The sequence below is a fragment of the Ensifer sp. genome, from assembly GCF_035999185.1.
Classification (GTDB): domain Bacteria; phylum Pseudomonadota; class Alphaproteobacteria; order Rhizobiales; family Rhizobiaceae; genus Ensifer.
Genome location: NZ_DASYHB010000035.1, coordinates 26,509 through 41,603, shown reverse-complemented (window position 1 = coordinate 41,603; position 15,095 = coordinate 26,509). Strand labels below are relative to the sequence as shown.

Here is a 15,095-nt window from a genome sequence, read left to right as displayed (position 1 = left end):
TTGCCGGCGACGCGCTTGCCATCGATGAAATGACCCAGTTCGTACATGAATGGTTCCTCCAGACCTTGATTGTGGCGGCATGATCGCACTACGATTTCAACAAATCAATTTCCGATATTCAGCAACCGTTGTGCAAAAATTGAAGTCCAACGGTTTTGTTCGAGGGTTCGCACTATGAACTGGGACGATGTCAGAATGTTTCTAGCCGTGGCGCGCACAGGGCAGATCCTGGCCGCGTCGAAGCGGCTGGGCGTCAACCACGCGACGCTCAGCCGGAGGGTGACCGCTCTTGAGGAGGCAATGAAGACGCGATTGCTCGTGCGTCGTCCGAACGGTTGCGAACTGACCGCCGAGGGAGAAATCTTTCTGGCGGCATCGGAGCGCATGGAAACGGAGATGCTGGCGGCGCAATCGCAGATCGGCCGGATCGACACGGCAATCGCCGGCACCGTCAGGATCGGCGCGCCTGACGGCTTCGGCGTTTCGTTTCTCGCACCGCGCCTCGGGAGGCTGACGGCCCGATATCCGGAGCTGAAGCTGCAGCTGGTGCCAGTGCCGCGCTCCTTCTCGCTGTCGCAGCGCGAGGCCGATATCGCCATCACGATCGAGCGGCCGGAACAGGGGCGCCTCGTCTCCTCGAAGCTCACCGACTACACGCTCGGCCTCTATGCCTCGTCGGACTACTTGGACAATCACGGAACGCCGCAAACGATCGATGACCTTCGAGGGCACCGCCGCATCGGCTATGTCGAGGATCTGATCTTCACGCCGTCGCTGAATTTTTCCGCCGAAATCATGCGCAGCTGGGATGCTTCCTTCGAGATATCGAGCGCCACCGGCCAGACCGAGGCGGTGCGCTCCAGCGCCGGCATCGGCATCCTACACAACTATATCGCCCGCCACGCACCGGAACTGAAGCGCATCCTGCCGGACACCACGATCCGCCGGGCCTATTGGACCACCTATCACGAAAGCGCCCGCGACCTCGTACGCGTGCGCACCGTGGTCACGTTCCTCCAGGAGCTCGTAGCAGCCGAACATCAGATTTTCGTCTGATCGGAAACTCAATATGCCGGCCGCGCATCCCCTTCGATCACACCTGAATTAACGCGGCCTGCGCGCGCCTGGCCGACCGTTTGGCGCTTTCGACTGCCCCGCCCGCCTGATGTGCCGCAACATTATTTTTATCACAAAATATATCCAAGTGCATATCGCGAGCACGAAGCATATACGCTATCATTCAGTATAGTCGGGGATTTTAATCATGGAAAACACCAAGACTATAGCCTTGCTATTTATTACTCTCATCGCAATTACGTCTTTGTATTTCGTGATATTCTATATCATGTTTGTTGAGGCGGAGGTTTGCGGTGACGTAGACACTGCTACAAATTGGCTTTCCCATCTCGTTTCAAGCTGCTTCGGCTAGATCAATTGACTTCATTTAAGAAATCTCGGACTGGGGCGCGCAGATTTCCTTCGACCGCCTGGATAAAATGCTGATGGACGGGCGCTTTGCCGAAGTGCTCTCCCCGCCGATCTTGTCGTGACGCAAAGAACTGTAGCGTTACGCGCTGATCAGACGCGCAAGGTCGCCAACGTGCTTCGAATTGCTGTGCACGATATTTATCCGCTACGATCAAAGGACACGTGCGAGCAGCTCAGAGAGAAATTCCGGCCTCGCGAAGCCCGTCCACCAGCCGCGCCAGAACGCCTGGATCTTTGTAGGGCATGGCTCGCCTGAAATGGTCTATCGAGAAATTCGGATTGACCTCGAAGACCTCGTGCCAATAGCGCCGTGCCTCCTCGTGATGCCCGGTGCGGCCGTAGAGGCAGGCGAGATAGAAGCGCGTCATGTCCGACCTCGGGGCGAGCGCCAGCCGGCGCTTGAAGGCGATTTCGGCTTCGTCGAAACGGCCGAGATTAAGCAGGGTCCGCCCGAGAAAATGCAGAGAAAGGTCGAACTGCGGATCGAGCCTGTTGGCGCGTGTGTAATAGGGCAGCGCCTCCTCGAACAGGCTCTGGAAATCTCGGATCGAGCCGAGCGCGGTGTGACCGCCGGCGGAATTCGGATCGAGCTTGAGCATGCGCTGGGCTGCGCGCTCCGCCTCGTCGTATCGCCGCCCCCAGCAGAGCGCGAGAGAAAGGGCATGATGGCCATGGGCCTCGTTCTCGTCGGTGGCGATCGCCTTCTCGGCGAGCTCGAGGGCGCGCGAGACATTGTCGAATGTCCCGCCGTTCCACCGATTGATGTAGTCGGTCAACGCAATGATCGAGAGTGAGGCGTAGGCGGCTGCGAGCCCCGGGTCGATGGCGATGGCACGCTCGAGCATGCTGCGCGCCTCGGCGGATGACTGCATGTCGAACCGCAGGATCGCCTGACGGGAACGGACGAGCAGATCATAGGCCTCCGGATTGACCTTGCCGCGGACTTCGCGTCGTTCCGCTTCCCCGGCTGTCAGCTTCACCTTGAGCGCGGTGACGATGGTGCGTGTCACTTCATCCTGCACCTCGAAGATATCCTCGATACCCCGATCGTAGCGCTCGGCCCAGAGATGACCGCCGGTGGTGCCGTCGATCATCTGGGCGTTGATGCGAATGCGGTTTGCAGCGCGGCGCACGCTGCCTTCAAGCACATAGCGAACGCCGAGTTCCCGGCTCACCTTGCGGATATCGGGCGACTTGCCCTTGTAGGCAAAGGAGGAATTGCGGGCGATGACGAAAAGTCCAGACACCTTCGAAAGATCGGTGATGATGTCTTCGGTGATGCCGTCGGCAAAATAGCCCTGCTCAGGGTCGCCGGACATGTTGTCGAAGGGCAGCACGGCGATCGACGGACGGGTCGGGAGCTGCGGTGGGGCGTCGGCCGCAATCTCCGCCGGCAGATCGGCGGCTTCGCTCGGCGACCAGCTCCAGATGTGGACCGGGCGCTCGATGTTCTTGACCTCGTGCAGACCACTGTCGACGAACGCGATATCCGTTCGGCCGCGCACATATTCATGGACGCCATCGGAGACCGCCACGCCTCCGGGGCTGGCAAGTGTTTCGATCCGAGCCGCGACATTCACGCCGTCGCCGTAAAGGTCGTTGTCGGCGACCATGATGTCGCCCATGTTGACGCCGACGCGCAACACGATCGCTTCGCCCGAGGGAACGTCGGCATTGGCGGCGGCCATGGCCCGCTGCAAGGCCGCGGCGCATTCCACCGCGTTGACGGCACTGGAGAACTCGACGAACACCCCATCACCCGTCGTCTTGAAGATGCGGCCCTGATGGATTTCGACGAGCGGCTCCAGCACCTGGCTCCAGCGCGTCATCAGTTGCGTGTAGGTGGCTTTCTCGTCGCGCTCCATCAGCCGGCTATAGCCGACGACATCCGCAGCCAGAATGGCGGCAAGCCGCCGCGTGATGGATTCGTTGGCCATGAACATGGCCCCTTCCCGGAACGCCACACTTCAAGTCGAATGAGGAAATTTTACCGGGGTCCGCCGCCTCTGTCCATTCGGCTTGATGGCAGATCAGGGAATGGCGAGCGCGCATGTGGCTCGCCGCCTCTGCAATTGATCAGGCACTGTCAACTCGAACGGCTGAACACGCAAGAATTACTTGAAATCAAACGGACTGGGAGAGAATGGTACGGTTGAGTGGAGTTGAACCACTGACCTCAGGTGCCACAAACCTGCGCTCTAACCAACTGAGCTACAACCGCACTGCGGGCGACGTGTGTCGCTTGGCGGCTCACATACGGAGACTTCCGTCGCTTTGCAAGCCTTAACTTGAGATTATCCTGCAAAAAGACCGGATGGCAAGCCACCCGGTCTTTTGGATTTCGACAGAAGGTCGGATCGAGGCGGCAACAGGCTGCTGCCGCCGATCGGCCGACGCAGGCGCCGGCGTTAGACCTTCTTGAAGGACGACATCGCCTTTTCGGCGGCGTCCTTGCCAGGCTTTACGACGTTTTCGGCAACCTTCTTGGTCGCTTCCTGCATCGACTTGGCCTGCTCGACGGCAAGTTCAGCCTGCTTGCGCACGAAGCTCGTCTGCAGTTCGACAAATTCGGAGAGCGACTTTACGCCAAGCAGCGCTTCCATGTGCGACAGCGAGTTTTCAGCGTTGGTGCGCAGCGCGTCGATCGCCTTGAGGCCGAGTTCCACGGTGCCGGTCTGGGCGCTTTCCAGCGTCGCTTCGACCGTCTTCGTCGCTTCTTCGGCGGCCGTCTTCATCTTGGCATAGGCTTCCTTCGACTGGACGGCACCCTTTTCCGCGAAATCGCGGAAGCTGTCGGTGAACTTCGCCGGGTCGAACGAGGAAAGCGAGAATACGTCGTCGGTCTTCTTGGTAGCCATTTTTATGCGCTCCTTGGTGTCAGGCCCTCTTTTGAGGCGCCGTTGATTGATGCGCACTCTATAACCGATATCCTTGTGCATTGCAATAAAATTGTGCAGTGCACAAAAACCCCGGCATTAACCTTTCGCATTGAAAGCGGTGGCGAAGCCTCGGGCCTCGCTGGACCCTCACGGGCCGGCCGGGTATTAATAGAGTGTTAACCCGCAAGTGATCCGTCAATAGGCCCATTCATGCCCGCGAGACAGTATCCCTTCATCGATATCGCCGTGCATGCGCGGGTGCGAGAGCATTTCGCACGCGGCGATGCGGCGATCCTGTTTTCACGGGATTTCGAGCGTATTCTCTGGGCCAATGACCAAGGCGCCGCATTCTTTGGCGCGGCCTCTGTCTACGATTTCATCGATGCAGGGCCGGAGCAGAACGATTTGTCGCTGCGCCAGCTGCGCGCCGCAGCCGGACAACTCGCACGGGCCGGCGACCGCCGCCAGCTTTCGATCCGCAAGTTCTCGGGCTTCCGGGGCACCGCGCTCAACGTGGCGGTGGAAATGATCCGCGTCCGGCCGGATGAGGATGCCGTGCTGTTTACGGCGCCGCATACGGGCGCGCCGCTTTCGATCGAGGATCGCGCCGCGCGGATGATCGCCGGTCTTGACGGTCCGGATACCCATATGGCCGTTCTGAGTGGCGACGGCGGCATCATCGCTCAGTCGCCGGGCTTCGCCGATCTCGGCATGTCGGACGAAACGCGAAAACAGCTCGTCGACGCCGTCGACCGCGATCATGACTGGCTGATCAAGCGACCGGTTGCCACAAGACGGGGACATCTGCCGGCGGCCGTCGGCAAGATCGCCAACGATCCGTCTCTCTACCTGCTGTTTGCGGTCGAAACGATTCTCGGTACGCTCGATCCGGAAGAACCGGTCGTCACGGCCGAGACGCCCCTGGCCGAGACGCCCGTCGCCGAAGCCGTTGTGTCGGGCGCCGAGACGGCCGCTGCACCGGACATCGACGAGGTGCAGGCTGAAGCGGCAGAGGACGCCGCGCCCGCCGCTGACATCGAAACGACCGACGAGGACCGGACGGAGGACGCCGAGCCGCAGTTCGACAGCGAAGCCGAGATCCACACCGCGGACGGCATCGATGCTGATCAGGTCTCAGCACCGCAGGAGGCCGAACCAGTTGTCGCGACGGCCGCCGATCCGTCGGAGCAGGATCAGGACGATCATGCGCCGACAACGGAGACAGCGCCGGATGCAGGCGACGTGTCCCCCGATGCGGCACTCCCCAACTCTGCCCAGGTCGACAGCACTGAAGTGGCCGCCGTGGAACAGCCCAGCTTCGTCTTCGCACCGGGCGCGCGCGCTGTCCGTTTCGTCTGGAAGATCGACGCGGAAGGCCGGTTCAGCGAAATCTCCGAGGAGTTTGCAACAGCAGTCGGTCCGCGTTCCGCCGACGTGATCGGCGCGACCTTTGCAGACGTCGCCGCCCGTTACGGCCTCGACCCCGACGGCAAGATCAATTCGCTGCTGCAGCGCCGCGACACCTGGTCCGGCAAGACGATTTTCTGGCCCGTCGAGGGCACGAGCCTCAAGGTTCCGGTCGATCTCGCCGCACTGCCCACCTATTCCCGCTCGCGCGAATTCGACGGCTTCCGCGGCTTTGGCATCGTGCGCCTTGCCGATTCCGTCGAAGACGAGAACGCCAACGGCCTGGCACTCGGCGCAGATGAGATGACGCCCGACCGGGTCGAGGCCACGCCTGAGGGCGCTGCGCGCGAGGACACGCCGGTTGAGAACCGGGCTTCGATCGAACCAGCCGGCAACGAACGGCAATCGCCGGAGCCAGCGGCAGAACCTGTCGCCACAGCCAGCGGCAGCGACGGATCGGAAGAACACACCCTCTTCTCAAGGGTCCCGGAAGAACCGGAGGGCGTTTCCGCCGACGAAAGCAATGTCCAGGACGCCGCGCCAGTTGCGGACCCCTTCCAGGGCGAGCGCCCCGTGCTGCGCATCGTCGAAACCGTTGAGCCACGGACGCCCGACAAGATCGTCGCGCTCGATCAGCACCGCGCAAGCGGATTGACCCGTGGGGAACAGGCGGCGTTTCGCGAGATCGCGAGGCAGCTCGGCGAGAATTTCGGCACGTCAGCCGAGGAAAAATCGCCGACCGAGGCGAGAGAAGAAGCAGCGAGGCAGAACGAAGACCTGACGCCGTCGCAACCTCTGTCCGACGAGCGCGAGATCGAAAATGTCTTGCCGGCTGAGCCCGTTGGGACAGATGGACGCGAAGCGGAAGCGCCCGCCGAACCAGGTGCCCTTTCGACAATAGAAACAGACGCTCCGGTTCGAACCGCCGATATCGGTCTGACCGGCGAGATCCTCGACAGCCTGCCGATCGGCATGCTGGTCCACCGTGGCGAGCAGCTGCTGCATGCCAACCCGGAATTCCTTCGGCTCACCGCCTACGGCGACCTCGATGATTTTGCCCGGGAAGGCGGCATCGATGCGCTGTTTGCCAATGGCGAGGAGGCAACCGACCAGGAAGCTGACGGCACGATGACGCTGATCCGCAGGGATGGTCAGATGCGGCCGGTTACCGCTCGCCTGCACTCGATCCGCTGGGACGGAAAGAGCGCGCTGATGCTGGCCCTGACGCCAGCTGGCGTTGCCGGCATTCAACCCGCCAACGACGATCAGGCGCCCTCAGGCGGCGAGCAGACCGAACGCCTGAAGACCGAGATCGACGAGCTCAAGTCCATCCTGGAAACGGCGACCGATGGCGTCGTCGTTCTCGGGCACGACGGCGACATCCGTTCGATGAACCGGTCGGCAAGCGCCCTGTTCAACTATGACGAGGGCGAAATCCGCGGCAAACCGTTTGCGGCCCTGTTTGCGCATGAAAGCCAGAAGGCGGTCATCGACTACCTGCACGGTCTTTCCGGACATGGCGTCGCCAGCGTCCTGAATGACGGGCGCGAGGTCATCGGGCGCGAGGCGAGCGGCGGCTTCCTTCCGCTGTTCATGACCATCGGCCGGCTTTCGGCCTCCAACGGCTTCTGCGCCGTGATCCGCGATATCACCCAGTGGAAGCGCACCGAGGAAGAACTGCGCAACGCCAAGCGCGCGGCCGAAACGGCAAACGCCCACAAGACGGAGTTCCTCGCCCGCGTCAGCCACGAGATCCGCACGCCGCTCAACGCCATCATCGGCTTCTCCGACATGATGGCGAGCGAGCATTTCGGCCCGGTCGGGCATCCGCGCTACATCGAATATGCCGGCGACATCGGCCGCTCTGGCCGTCATGTGCTCGATATCGTCAACGACCTGCTCGACATCTCGAAGATCGAAGCGGGCGAAATGGAGCTTGATTTCGGCGCCGTCGAGATCAACGACGCGGTTTCCGAGGCCGTCTCGCTCGTGCAGCCGCAGGCCAACAGCCAGCGCGTCATCATCCGCACCTCGCTCTCGGGAGCGGTGCCCAATGTCGTTGCCGACGGCAGGTCGATCAAGCAGATCGCCCTCAACATCCTGGCAAACGCCATCCGCTTCACGCCGTCGGGCGGCCAGATCGTGGTTTCGACCTCCTACGAGGCCAACGGCAGCGTCATCCTGCGCATACGCGACACCGGCGTCGGCATGACGCGCGGCGAACTGGAACAGGCGATGAAACCCTTCCGGCAGGTGACGACAGGCGCACGCAAGCGCGGCGACGGCACCGGCCTCGGCCTGCCCTTGACCAAGGCAATGGCAGAGGCCAACCGGGCAAACTTCGCGATCACCTCGGCGCCGAACGAAGGCACGCTGGTGGAAATCTCCTTCCCCTCACAACGCGTCTTGGCGAACTGAGGCCGGATGCTGTAAGGAAATGTTGACTTGCGGTGGCCAGTTTGCTGGCCCCGGCTCGCCATTTCCGCGTCCCGCTTCGGAAGAGATCGATTGCAGTCCACGTCTCAGAGCATCAAGCGCCGCTACGCGCGTGCGGGAACCGGTCTATCGCATCCCCTACTGGCGATCTGGGCCGGATTGACCTCGGTAATCGTGCTCATGCCGATCATTGCAATTGCCTGGCTGGCGATTTCGGGCGGCGGCGCCGACTGGCCGCATCTGATGGAAAACGTCATCCCCCGCGCAACCGGCCGGACGCTTCTTCTCATCGTGCTCACGGGTGCGGTGACCGCCGTCGTCGGCATCCTGACCGCCTGGCTGGTGGCAAGCTGTGAGTTTCCTCTGCGCCGCTTCCTGTCCGCCGCCCTGGTGCTACCGCTCGCCATCCCCGCCTATCTGGCGGCCTATGCGTTCGGCGAACTCTTCACCTTTACCGGGCCGGTGCAAGGACTGATCCGCGCGATCTTTGGCTTCAAGACAAGCCGCGACTACTGGTTTCCGGATATCCGTTCGCTCGGCGGCGCCGTGCTGGTGCTGAGCTCGGTTCTCTATCCCTATATCTACCTTGCCTGCCGTTCGATGTTCCTGATGCAGGGGCGCGCCGCGGCTGACGTCGCCCGCACGCTCGGTGCCGGACCGCTCAAGGTGTTTCTGCGCATCCAGATCCCGATGGCGCGGCCGGCAATCATGATCGGGCTGACGCTCGTTGCAATGGAAACGCTGAACGACATCGGCGCGGTCGAATTCCTCGGCGTGCAGACCCTTACCTTCTCGATCTTCGACACCTGGCTCAACCGCGGCAGCCTTGCAGGTGCCGCACAGATCGCCTGCATCATGCTGGTCTTCGTCATCGGGCTGATGATGATCGAGCGGGCGGCGCGGCGGCGCCAGCGCTTCGCGAGCCAGAAGACGACGTCCGCCGTCCACGACGCCGCAAGACTCTCGCTTTCCGGCTGGAAGAAGTGGGCGGCAACGCTTGCCTGCCTGTTGCCCGTTCTCTCCGGTTTCGCGGTCCCCTTCGTGATCCTCGGCAATTTCGCGCTCAAGCGGCTCGACATGTTCGCCGAAGCGCGGCTCCTCAACGCCCTCTTTCATAGCATCCTGGTTTCAGGTGCAACTGCCCTGTTTACGGTGCTGCTCGGCTTCGTGCTTGCCTACGCCGCCCGCACGGGGCGCTCGCGGGTGACCGATATCGCCGGGCGGCTCGCCTCCTTCGGCTATGGCGTGCCCGGCACCGTGCTTGCGATCGGCGTGCTCTTTCCGCTCGCAGCCCTCGACAACATGATCGATGCCAGCATGCGGGATGCCTTCGGCATCTCCACCGGTCTGATGATGACCGGAACCGGCTTTGCAATCATCTACGCCTGCAGCGTGCGCTTTCTCACCATGGCGGAGGGCACGCTCGAGGCTGGCTTCCAGAAACTGTCGCCGCATCTCGACATGGCGGCGCGCGCGCTTGGGCGCACCGGCGGGCAGACCCTGCGCACCGTGCTCCTGCCGATGATGCGCCCGGCGGTGCTGACCGCCGCCCTGCTCGTGTTCATCGAAACCATGAAGGAGCTTTCGGCGACGATCATGCTCAGGCCCTTCAATTTCAACACGCTGGCGACGCTCGTGTATGAAGATGCCTCAAGGGCGAAAGTCGAGGATGCCTCGGTTGCCGCGATGATTATCGTGATTGCCGGCATGATCCCGGTCATTCTCGTGTCGCGATCGCTCGAACGCCGGTCCTGACCGCGATGTGGCGCCTAAGCCCGGCTCCAACGCACAAAAAAAAGGTGGCTGGGAGGCCACCTCGATAGTTGAATGCTAAACCAACAAGCGCTCGAGAAGTAACGACATCATGTCCGCGAGGACATCTCTGCCGAACGCCGATCCAACATCGACCGGCCTCAAGTTGACTTGACCATGCGCCCCCATTCCTTAACAAGACCTTACCTGGCCCATCCGCAATTTTAGGGATTTTTCAGCAAGTCTGAAGGCTTGGTTAATTCCAATTGCGCGAACCCGTTAACGTACCCTCAATTTTTAAGGGCATCGAGCCCGGCGTAAAGATCAAGGGCTTCGGGGTTGGCGAGCGCCTCCTTGTTCTTCACCGGACGACCGTGCACCACATCGCGAACCGCAAGCTCGACGATCTTGCCGGACTTCGTGCGGGGAATGTCGGCAACCGCGATCACCTTCGCCGGCACATGGCGCGGCGACGCCCCGATGCGAATTTTGTTCTTGATCGCCTTCGTCAGATCGTCGGTCAGCACGACACCGGACGCAAGGCGCACGAACAGGATGACGCGCACGTCGTCTTCCCAGTCCTGACCGATGCAGAGCGCCTCGGCAACCTCCTCCATCAGTTCGACCTGGTTGTAGATCTCGGCCGTGCCGATGCGTACGCCGCCGGGGTTCAAGGTCGCATCCGAGCGGCCGTGAATGATGATGCCGCCGTGTTCGGTCCATTCGGCAAAGTCGCCATGGCACCAGATATTGTCGAAGCGCTCGAAATAGGCGGCGCGATACTTGGCACCTTCCGGGTCGTTCCAGAACATCACCGGCATGGACGGGAACGCCTTTGTGCAGACGAGCTCGCCTTTTTCGCCGCGCACAGATTGCCCCTCGTCGCTCCACACATCGATTGCGAGCCCGAGACCCGGCCCCTGGATCTCGCCGCGCCAGACAGGCTTCAGGGGATTGCCGAGAACAAAGCAGGAGACGATGTCGGTGCCGCCCGAAATCGATGCCAGCTGGACGTCCGACTTGATGCCTTCGTAAACGAAGGAGAAGCCCTCGGGCGACAAGGGCGAGCCGGTCGAGGTGAGGAGCCTGAGGCTCGACAGATCATGCGTCTTCTTCGGCTCAAAGCCGCCCTTGCGCACGGCATCGATGTATTTCGCCGAGGTGCCGAACACGGCAAATTTCTCAGCGGCCGCGAAGTCGAAGAGCACGTTGCCATCGGGGTAGAAGGGCGAACCATCAAACAGGCAGAGCGTTGCTCCGACCGCGAGGCCCGAGACCAGCCAGTTCCACATCATCCAGCCGCAGGTGGTGAAATAGAACAGCTTCTCGCCGCGCCGCAGGCCGCAATGGAACCGATGCTCCTTCAGATGCTGCAGCAATGTGCCGCCGGCCGAATGGACGATGCATTTGGGAACACCGGTCGTGCCCGATGAGAACAACACGTAAAGCGGATGGCTGAAGGGGAGGCGCTCGAAGGTCAGGGCCTTCGCCTCGAAGGGCGCGATGAAATCCTGGAAGGTCACGCCGCCTGCGATCGACGCTGCCAGGGCCGCGCTGTCGCCGGCATAGGGAACAACCAGCGCCGGCACCGCAAGCGCCTTGGAAACCGCGCGCACCTTGGCATCGACGTCCTGGCGTTTGCCATTGTACCAATAGCCGTCGCAGGCGATGAACAGCTTGGGCGCGATCTGGCCGAACCGGTCGAGAACGCCCTGGTCGCCGAAGTCGGGCGAACAGGACGACCAGATCGCCCCGATCGAGGCCGTCGCCAGCATCAGCGCGATGGTTTCCGGCATGTTCGGCATCATGGCGGCGACACGGTCGCCCTTGCCGATGCCCGCAGCCTTCAGCGCCTGCTGCAGCCGCGACACCAGTGCGCGCAGATCGTTCCATGACAAACGATAGCTGACCTTGTCTTCGCCACGGAACACCAGCGCGTCGCCGTCACCGGTCTCGCGCAGCAGGTTCTCGGCGAAATTCAGCTTTGCGTCCGGGAAGAACCGGGCATCGAGCATGCGGTCGCCGTTGACGAGCGCCGTCTCGCCGCGCTCACCGATCACCCCGCAGTGGTCCCAGACGGCGGTCCAGAAGTTGCCCCGCTCGGTAACCGACCAGGCATGGAACGCGTCATAGTCCGCGAAGGTCTGGCCGAAACGGTTGCTGCACCAGGCCATGAACTCGGCCATCGGGCTATGCGCAAGGATATCCGGACCTGGGACCCACAACGGCTGCTCTGCTTGCATGCTTTCCTCCACTCCTGCTCCATGCCCTCTATACCATGCTGCATCGCAAAATAAACAGCATCCACAATCGCCTCGGCGTCGAGCCGACGACATTTACCTGTCTGTTTCCTGTCCGTCGCATTTGATTTCTGAGGACCGAAGGCCTATCCAACAAACGTGATCCAAGCGACGGCGACCAGGCGGACATGACACGGAATTTCCTGCATATGATGCGCGACGCACGCCCATGGTCGCGACTGAGCCGCCGCCACTTCCTCTGGCCGGCGGCAATCGGCGTCGGCCTTGCAGCCGGTTACAACGCCGCACTCCCGTTGCTGATATCGACCGCTGACGTGCGCCCAACCGTCGAACACATGCTCGACGCCTGGTCGGGTGGGAAAAGCCGCATCGCGAGTGATCCCGAGATCAGTTTCTGGCCCGAACCGACCCTGACGCTCCGCGCAGCGACGATCGAAACCGCCGATGGGACGTCGCGCAAGCTTGCACATATCGGCCGCATCACCGCCTCTTTCAGCCTTCTGTCGGCCTTCACCGGCACGCCGAAGCTCAAGGACATGCAGCTGATCGAGCCTGTCGTCACGCTACAGCGCCAGACGGATGGCACACTCAACTGGCAGCGTCCGCATTGGTTAAGTGTGCCCGGATCGTCGATTGACGACGACGATGACACCCCGTTCGGCGATGTCACGGTCGAGAACGGGCGCTTGCAGATCATCGATCTGGTCACCAACCGGACACAGGAATTCTCCGGCATATCCGGCACCATCAAGTGGCCCAACTTCTCCGATCACCTGAGCGCTCAGCTCTCGGGCAGCCTTGGCGGGCAATTGGTGAACTGGACGCTCGACTGCAACGAACCGCTCACTCTGCTTGCCGGTCGGAACGCCGCGCTGAAGACATCGCTGACTTCGACTCCGCTCAACCTTTCGTTCGAAGGCACCGGCAACATCTCCCAGACGCCAATCGTGACGGGGCGGCTGCAGATTTCGACGGTATCCTTGCAGGCCCTTGCCACATGGTATCAGGGGACGGCGGACCCCACGCTGCCGGACAAGAGTTTCAGTCTTGGCGCCAACGTGACGAGCAATGACGCCTCGCTGAAGCTCGACGAGCTGCAAATGACGCTCGGCGACGCCACGGCCACGGGCATTCTCGATATCGCGTCACCACCCAACGGCGTACCTCGACTGGAAGGCACGCTCGCCTTCGACCATATCGACCTCAACGGGCTGCAGCCGCTCATCGAACAGCTGTCATCCGAGCGCGACGAAATCATTCAGCGCGTGAGCGACGCCTTTGCCCGCAGCGTGCGCGCCGACATCCGACTGTCGGCGCAGGAGGCCGTCGTCGGTCCGGTGCGGTTGTCGGATCTTGCCGCCGGCGTCATCATCGATCATGGCCGCGCCTCCATCGACATCGCCGACAGCACCTACGCCAACGGCAGGCTCAGCGGTCGGATCTCCGTCTCCGAAGCTGGCCTGGCAAATGGCGGCAAGCTGGAGCTGGTCTTGAAAAACGCCGACCTTGCCTCGGCTCTTTCCGGCCTGGGCTTTAGCGGGCCTGTTCCCAATGGCCGGGGCAATGTCAACTTCGACCTGACGACAGCCCACCCCTTCTGGGCGAAACAGGCGGCCGATGCCTCCGGTCGCATCCGGCTGTCCCTCGCCAATGGCAGCCTTTTCGGCTTCGATCCCAAGGCCTTCGCGGACCTGGTGCGCGCCGGAGAGTTCTTCTCGCTGGCGCAGGCAAGCGATGGCAGCTTCGCGTTTCAGACCGCCGACATCGAGGCGACCTTTGAACAGGGATCGGCGCGACTGAACCGGGCGCTGTTCACCGGGCAGTCAGGAAATCTCTCCGTCAACGGCGTCATCCCCTATCGCACCGGCAGCCTGGCGCTGGCCGGCACCTACACCGACGCTCTGAATGCGGACCAAAGACTGCGCTTCTTCGTCGGCGGCTCCTGGCCGAACGCAGTGATCTCACCCCTTTCGGTTCTCGGCGAACCGAACTGAAAACGGCCGGTGTGTGACAACACCGGCCGTCCTTTTAGAACCAGCATCTAACCGCCCGGTCACTGGGCGAAAGCCGCCCGCTCGTCGCGTTCGCGTTGCGCCTCGCGCTGTTTGGTGACGATGGAAGCAACGACCACGCCGATCGCGACGATGCCGATCAGGATCGTGCAGATCGCGTTGATCTCAGGCGTCACCCCGAGCCGCACCTGGCTGTAGATCTTCATCGGCAGCGTGGTGGCGCCCGGTCCGGTGGTGAAGCTCGAAATCACGAGGTCGTCCAGCGACAAGGTGAAGGCGAGAACCCAGCCGGAAAACACCGCTGGCGCGATTACCGGCAGCGTGATGGCAAAGAAGGTCCTGACCGGCGTCGCCCCGAGATCGAGCGCCGCCTCCTCGATCGATTGGTCGAAGCTTAAAAGCCGCGACTGCACGACGACCGCGACGAAGCACATGGTAAAGGTGATGTGCGCCAGGGTGATCGTCCAGAAGCCGCGGTCGAGACCGATCGCGACGAAGAGCAATAGCAGCGACAGGCCGGTGATCACCTCGGGCATGACCAGCGGCGCATAGACCATGCCGGAAAACAGCATGCGACCGCGAAAGCGCGTGAAGCGAACGAGCGCCAGAGCAGCGAGCGTTCCAAGCACGGTGGCGCAGGTCGCCGAGATCAGCGCGACACGGATCGTCACCCAGGCGGCATCGAGCAGCGCCTGATTGTGCCAGAGCTGCGTGTACCACTTGGTCGAAAAACCGGCCCAGACCGTGACCAGTTTCGACTCGTTGAAGGAAAAGATCACCAGAAGCACGATCGGCAGGTAGAGGAAGCCAAAGCCGAGCACGATCGAAGCGATGTTGAAGCGTGACCAGTTGCCCATGTC

At 62.1% G+C, this 15,095-nt stretch carries 8 protein-coding genes and 1 tRNA gene; 4 read left to right on the top strand and 5 right to left on the bottom strand.

Annotated elements, in window-relative coordinates:
• Positions 1-174 precede the first annotated feature (174 nt).
• On the top strand, positions 175-1,056 hold the full coding sequence (locus VGO04_RS03505) for a LysR family transcriptional regulator (protein ID WP_327494568.1): 882 nt from the start codon (positions 175-177) through the stop codon (positions 1,054-1,056).
• Between the two features lie 605 nt (positions 1,057-1,661).
• Here the strand turns inward: VGO04_RS03505 and VGO04_RS03500 are convergent.
• The 3 genes from VGO04_RS03500 to VGO04_RS03490 form a co-directional block, all read right to left on the bottom strand.
• Positions 1,662-3,425: an adenylate/guanylate cyclase domain-containing protein gene (locus tag VGO04_RS03500; protein ID WP_327494567.1), complete on the bottom strand. Its 1,764-nt coding sequence runs from the start codon at positions 3,423-3,425 to the stop codon at positions 1,662-1,664.
• Positions 3,426-3,632: 207 nt separating this feature from the next.
• Positions 3,633-3,709 (bottom strand) — tRNA-His (locus VGO04_RS03495).
• 187 nt (positions 3,710-3,896) lie between these two features.
• The gene (locus VGO04_RS03490) at positions 3,897-4,346 is read right to left on the bottom strand and encodes a phasin (protein ID WP_327494566.1); all 450 of its coding nucleotides are present in this window, start codon (positions 4,344-4,346) and stop codon (positions 3,897-3,899) included.
• Between the two features lie 231 nt (positions 4,347-4,577).
• Between VGO04_RS03490 and VGO04_RS03485 the strand changes: the two genes are divergently transcribed.
• Both VGO04_RS03485 and VGO04_RS03480 read left to right on the top strand, forming a co-directional pair.
• Positions 4,578-8,192, top strand: coding sequence for an ATP-binding protein (locus VGO04_RS03485; protein ID WP_327494565.1), 3,615 nt, complete (start codon positions 4,578-4,580; stop codon positions 8,190-8,192).
• 90 nt (positions 8,193-8,282) lie between these two features.
• Positions 8,283-9,965, top strand: coding sequence for an iron ABC transporter permease (locus tag VGO04_RS03480; RefSeq protein ID WP_327494564.1), 1,683 nt, complete (start codon positions 8,283-8,285; stop codon positions 9,963-9,965).
• A 287-nt stretch (positions 9,966-10,252) separates the two neighbouring features.
• On the opposite strand, the gene VGO04_RS03475 is transcribed toward VGO04_RS03480, so the two are convergent.
• On the bottom strand, positions 10,253-12,205 hold the full coding sequence (locus VGO04_RS03475; protein ID WP_327494563.1) for an acetoacetate--CoA ligase: 1,953 nt from the start codon (positions 12,203-12,205) through the stop codon (positions 10,253-10,255).
• Positions 12,206-12,390: 185 nt separating this feature from the next.
• On the opposite strand from VGO04_RS03475, the gene VGO04_RS03470 reads away from it, so the two are divergent.
• Positions 12,391-14,217, top strand: coding sequence for an AsmA family protein (locus tag VGO04_RS03470; RefSeq protein WP_327494562.1), 1,827 nt, complete (start codon positions 12,391-12,393; stop codon positions 14,215-14,217).
• 59 nt (positions 14,218-14,276) lie between these two features.
• Here VGO04_RS03470 and VGO04_RS03465 read toward each other — a convergent pair whose 3' ends face one another.
• Positions 14,277-15,092: an ABC transporter permease subunit gene (locus tag VGO04_RS03465; protein ID WP_327494561.1), complete on the bottom strand. Its 816-nt coding sequence runs from the start codon at positions 15,090-15,092 to the stop codon at positions 14,277-14,279.
• Positions 15,093-15,095 lie beyond the last annotated feature (3 nt).

Bases quoted from the DNA above. Each gene is read 5' to 3' on its own strand.
- VGO04_RS03505 (WP_327494568.1), top strand. From the start codon at position 175: ATGAACTGGGACGATGTCAGAATGTTTCTAGCCGTGGCGCGCACAGGG.
- VGO04_RS03500 (WP_327494567.1), bottom strand. From the start codon at position 3,425: ATGGCCAACGAATCCATCACGCGGCGGCTTGCCGCCATTCTGGCTGCG.
- VGO04_RS03490 (WP_327494566.1), bottom strand. From the start codon at position 4,346: ATGGCTACCAAGAAGACCGACGACGTATTCTCGCTTTCCTCGTTCGAC.
- VGO04_RS03485 (WP_327494565.1), top strand. From the start codon at position 4,578: ATGCCCGCGAGACAGTATCCCTTCATCGATATCGCCGTGCATGCGCGG.
- VGO04_RS03475 (WP_327494563.1), bottom strand. From the start codon at position 12,205: ATGCAAGCAGAGCAGCCGTTGTGGGTCCCAGGTCCGGATATCCTTGCG.
- VGO04_RS03470 (WP_327494562.1), top strand. From the start codon at position 12,391: ATGACACGGAATTTCCTGCATATGATGCGCGACGCACGCCCATGGTCG.
- VGO04_RS03465 (WP_327494561.1), bottom strand. From the start codon at position 15,092: ATGGGCAACTGGTCACGCTTCAACATCGCTTCGATCGTGCTCGGCTTT.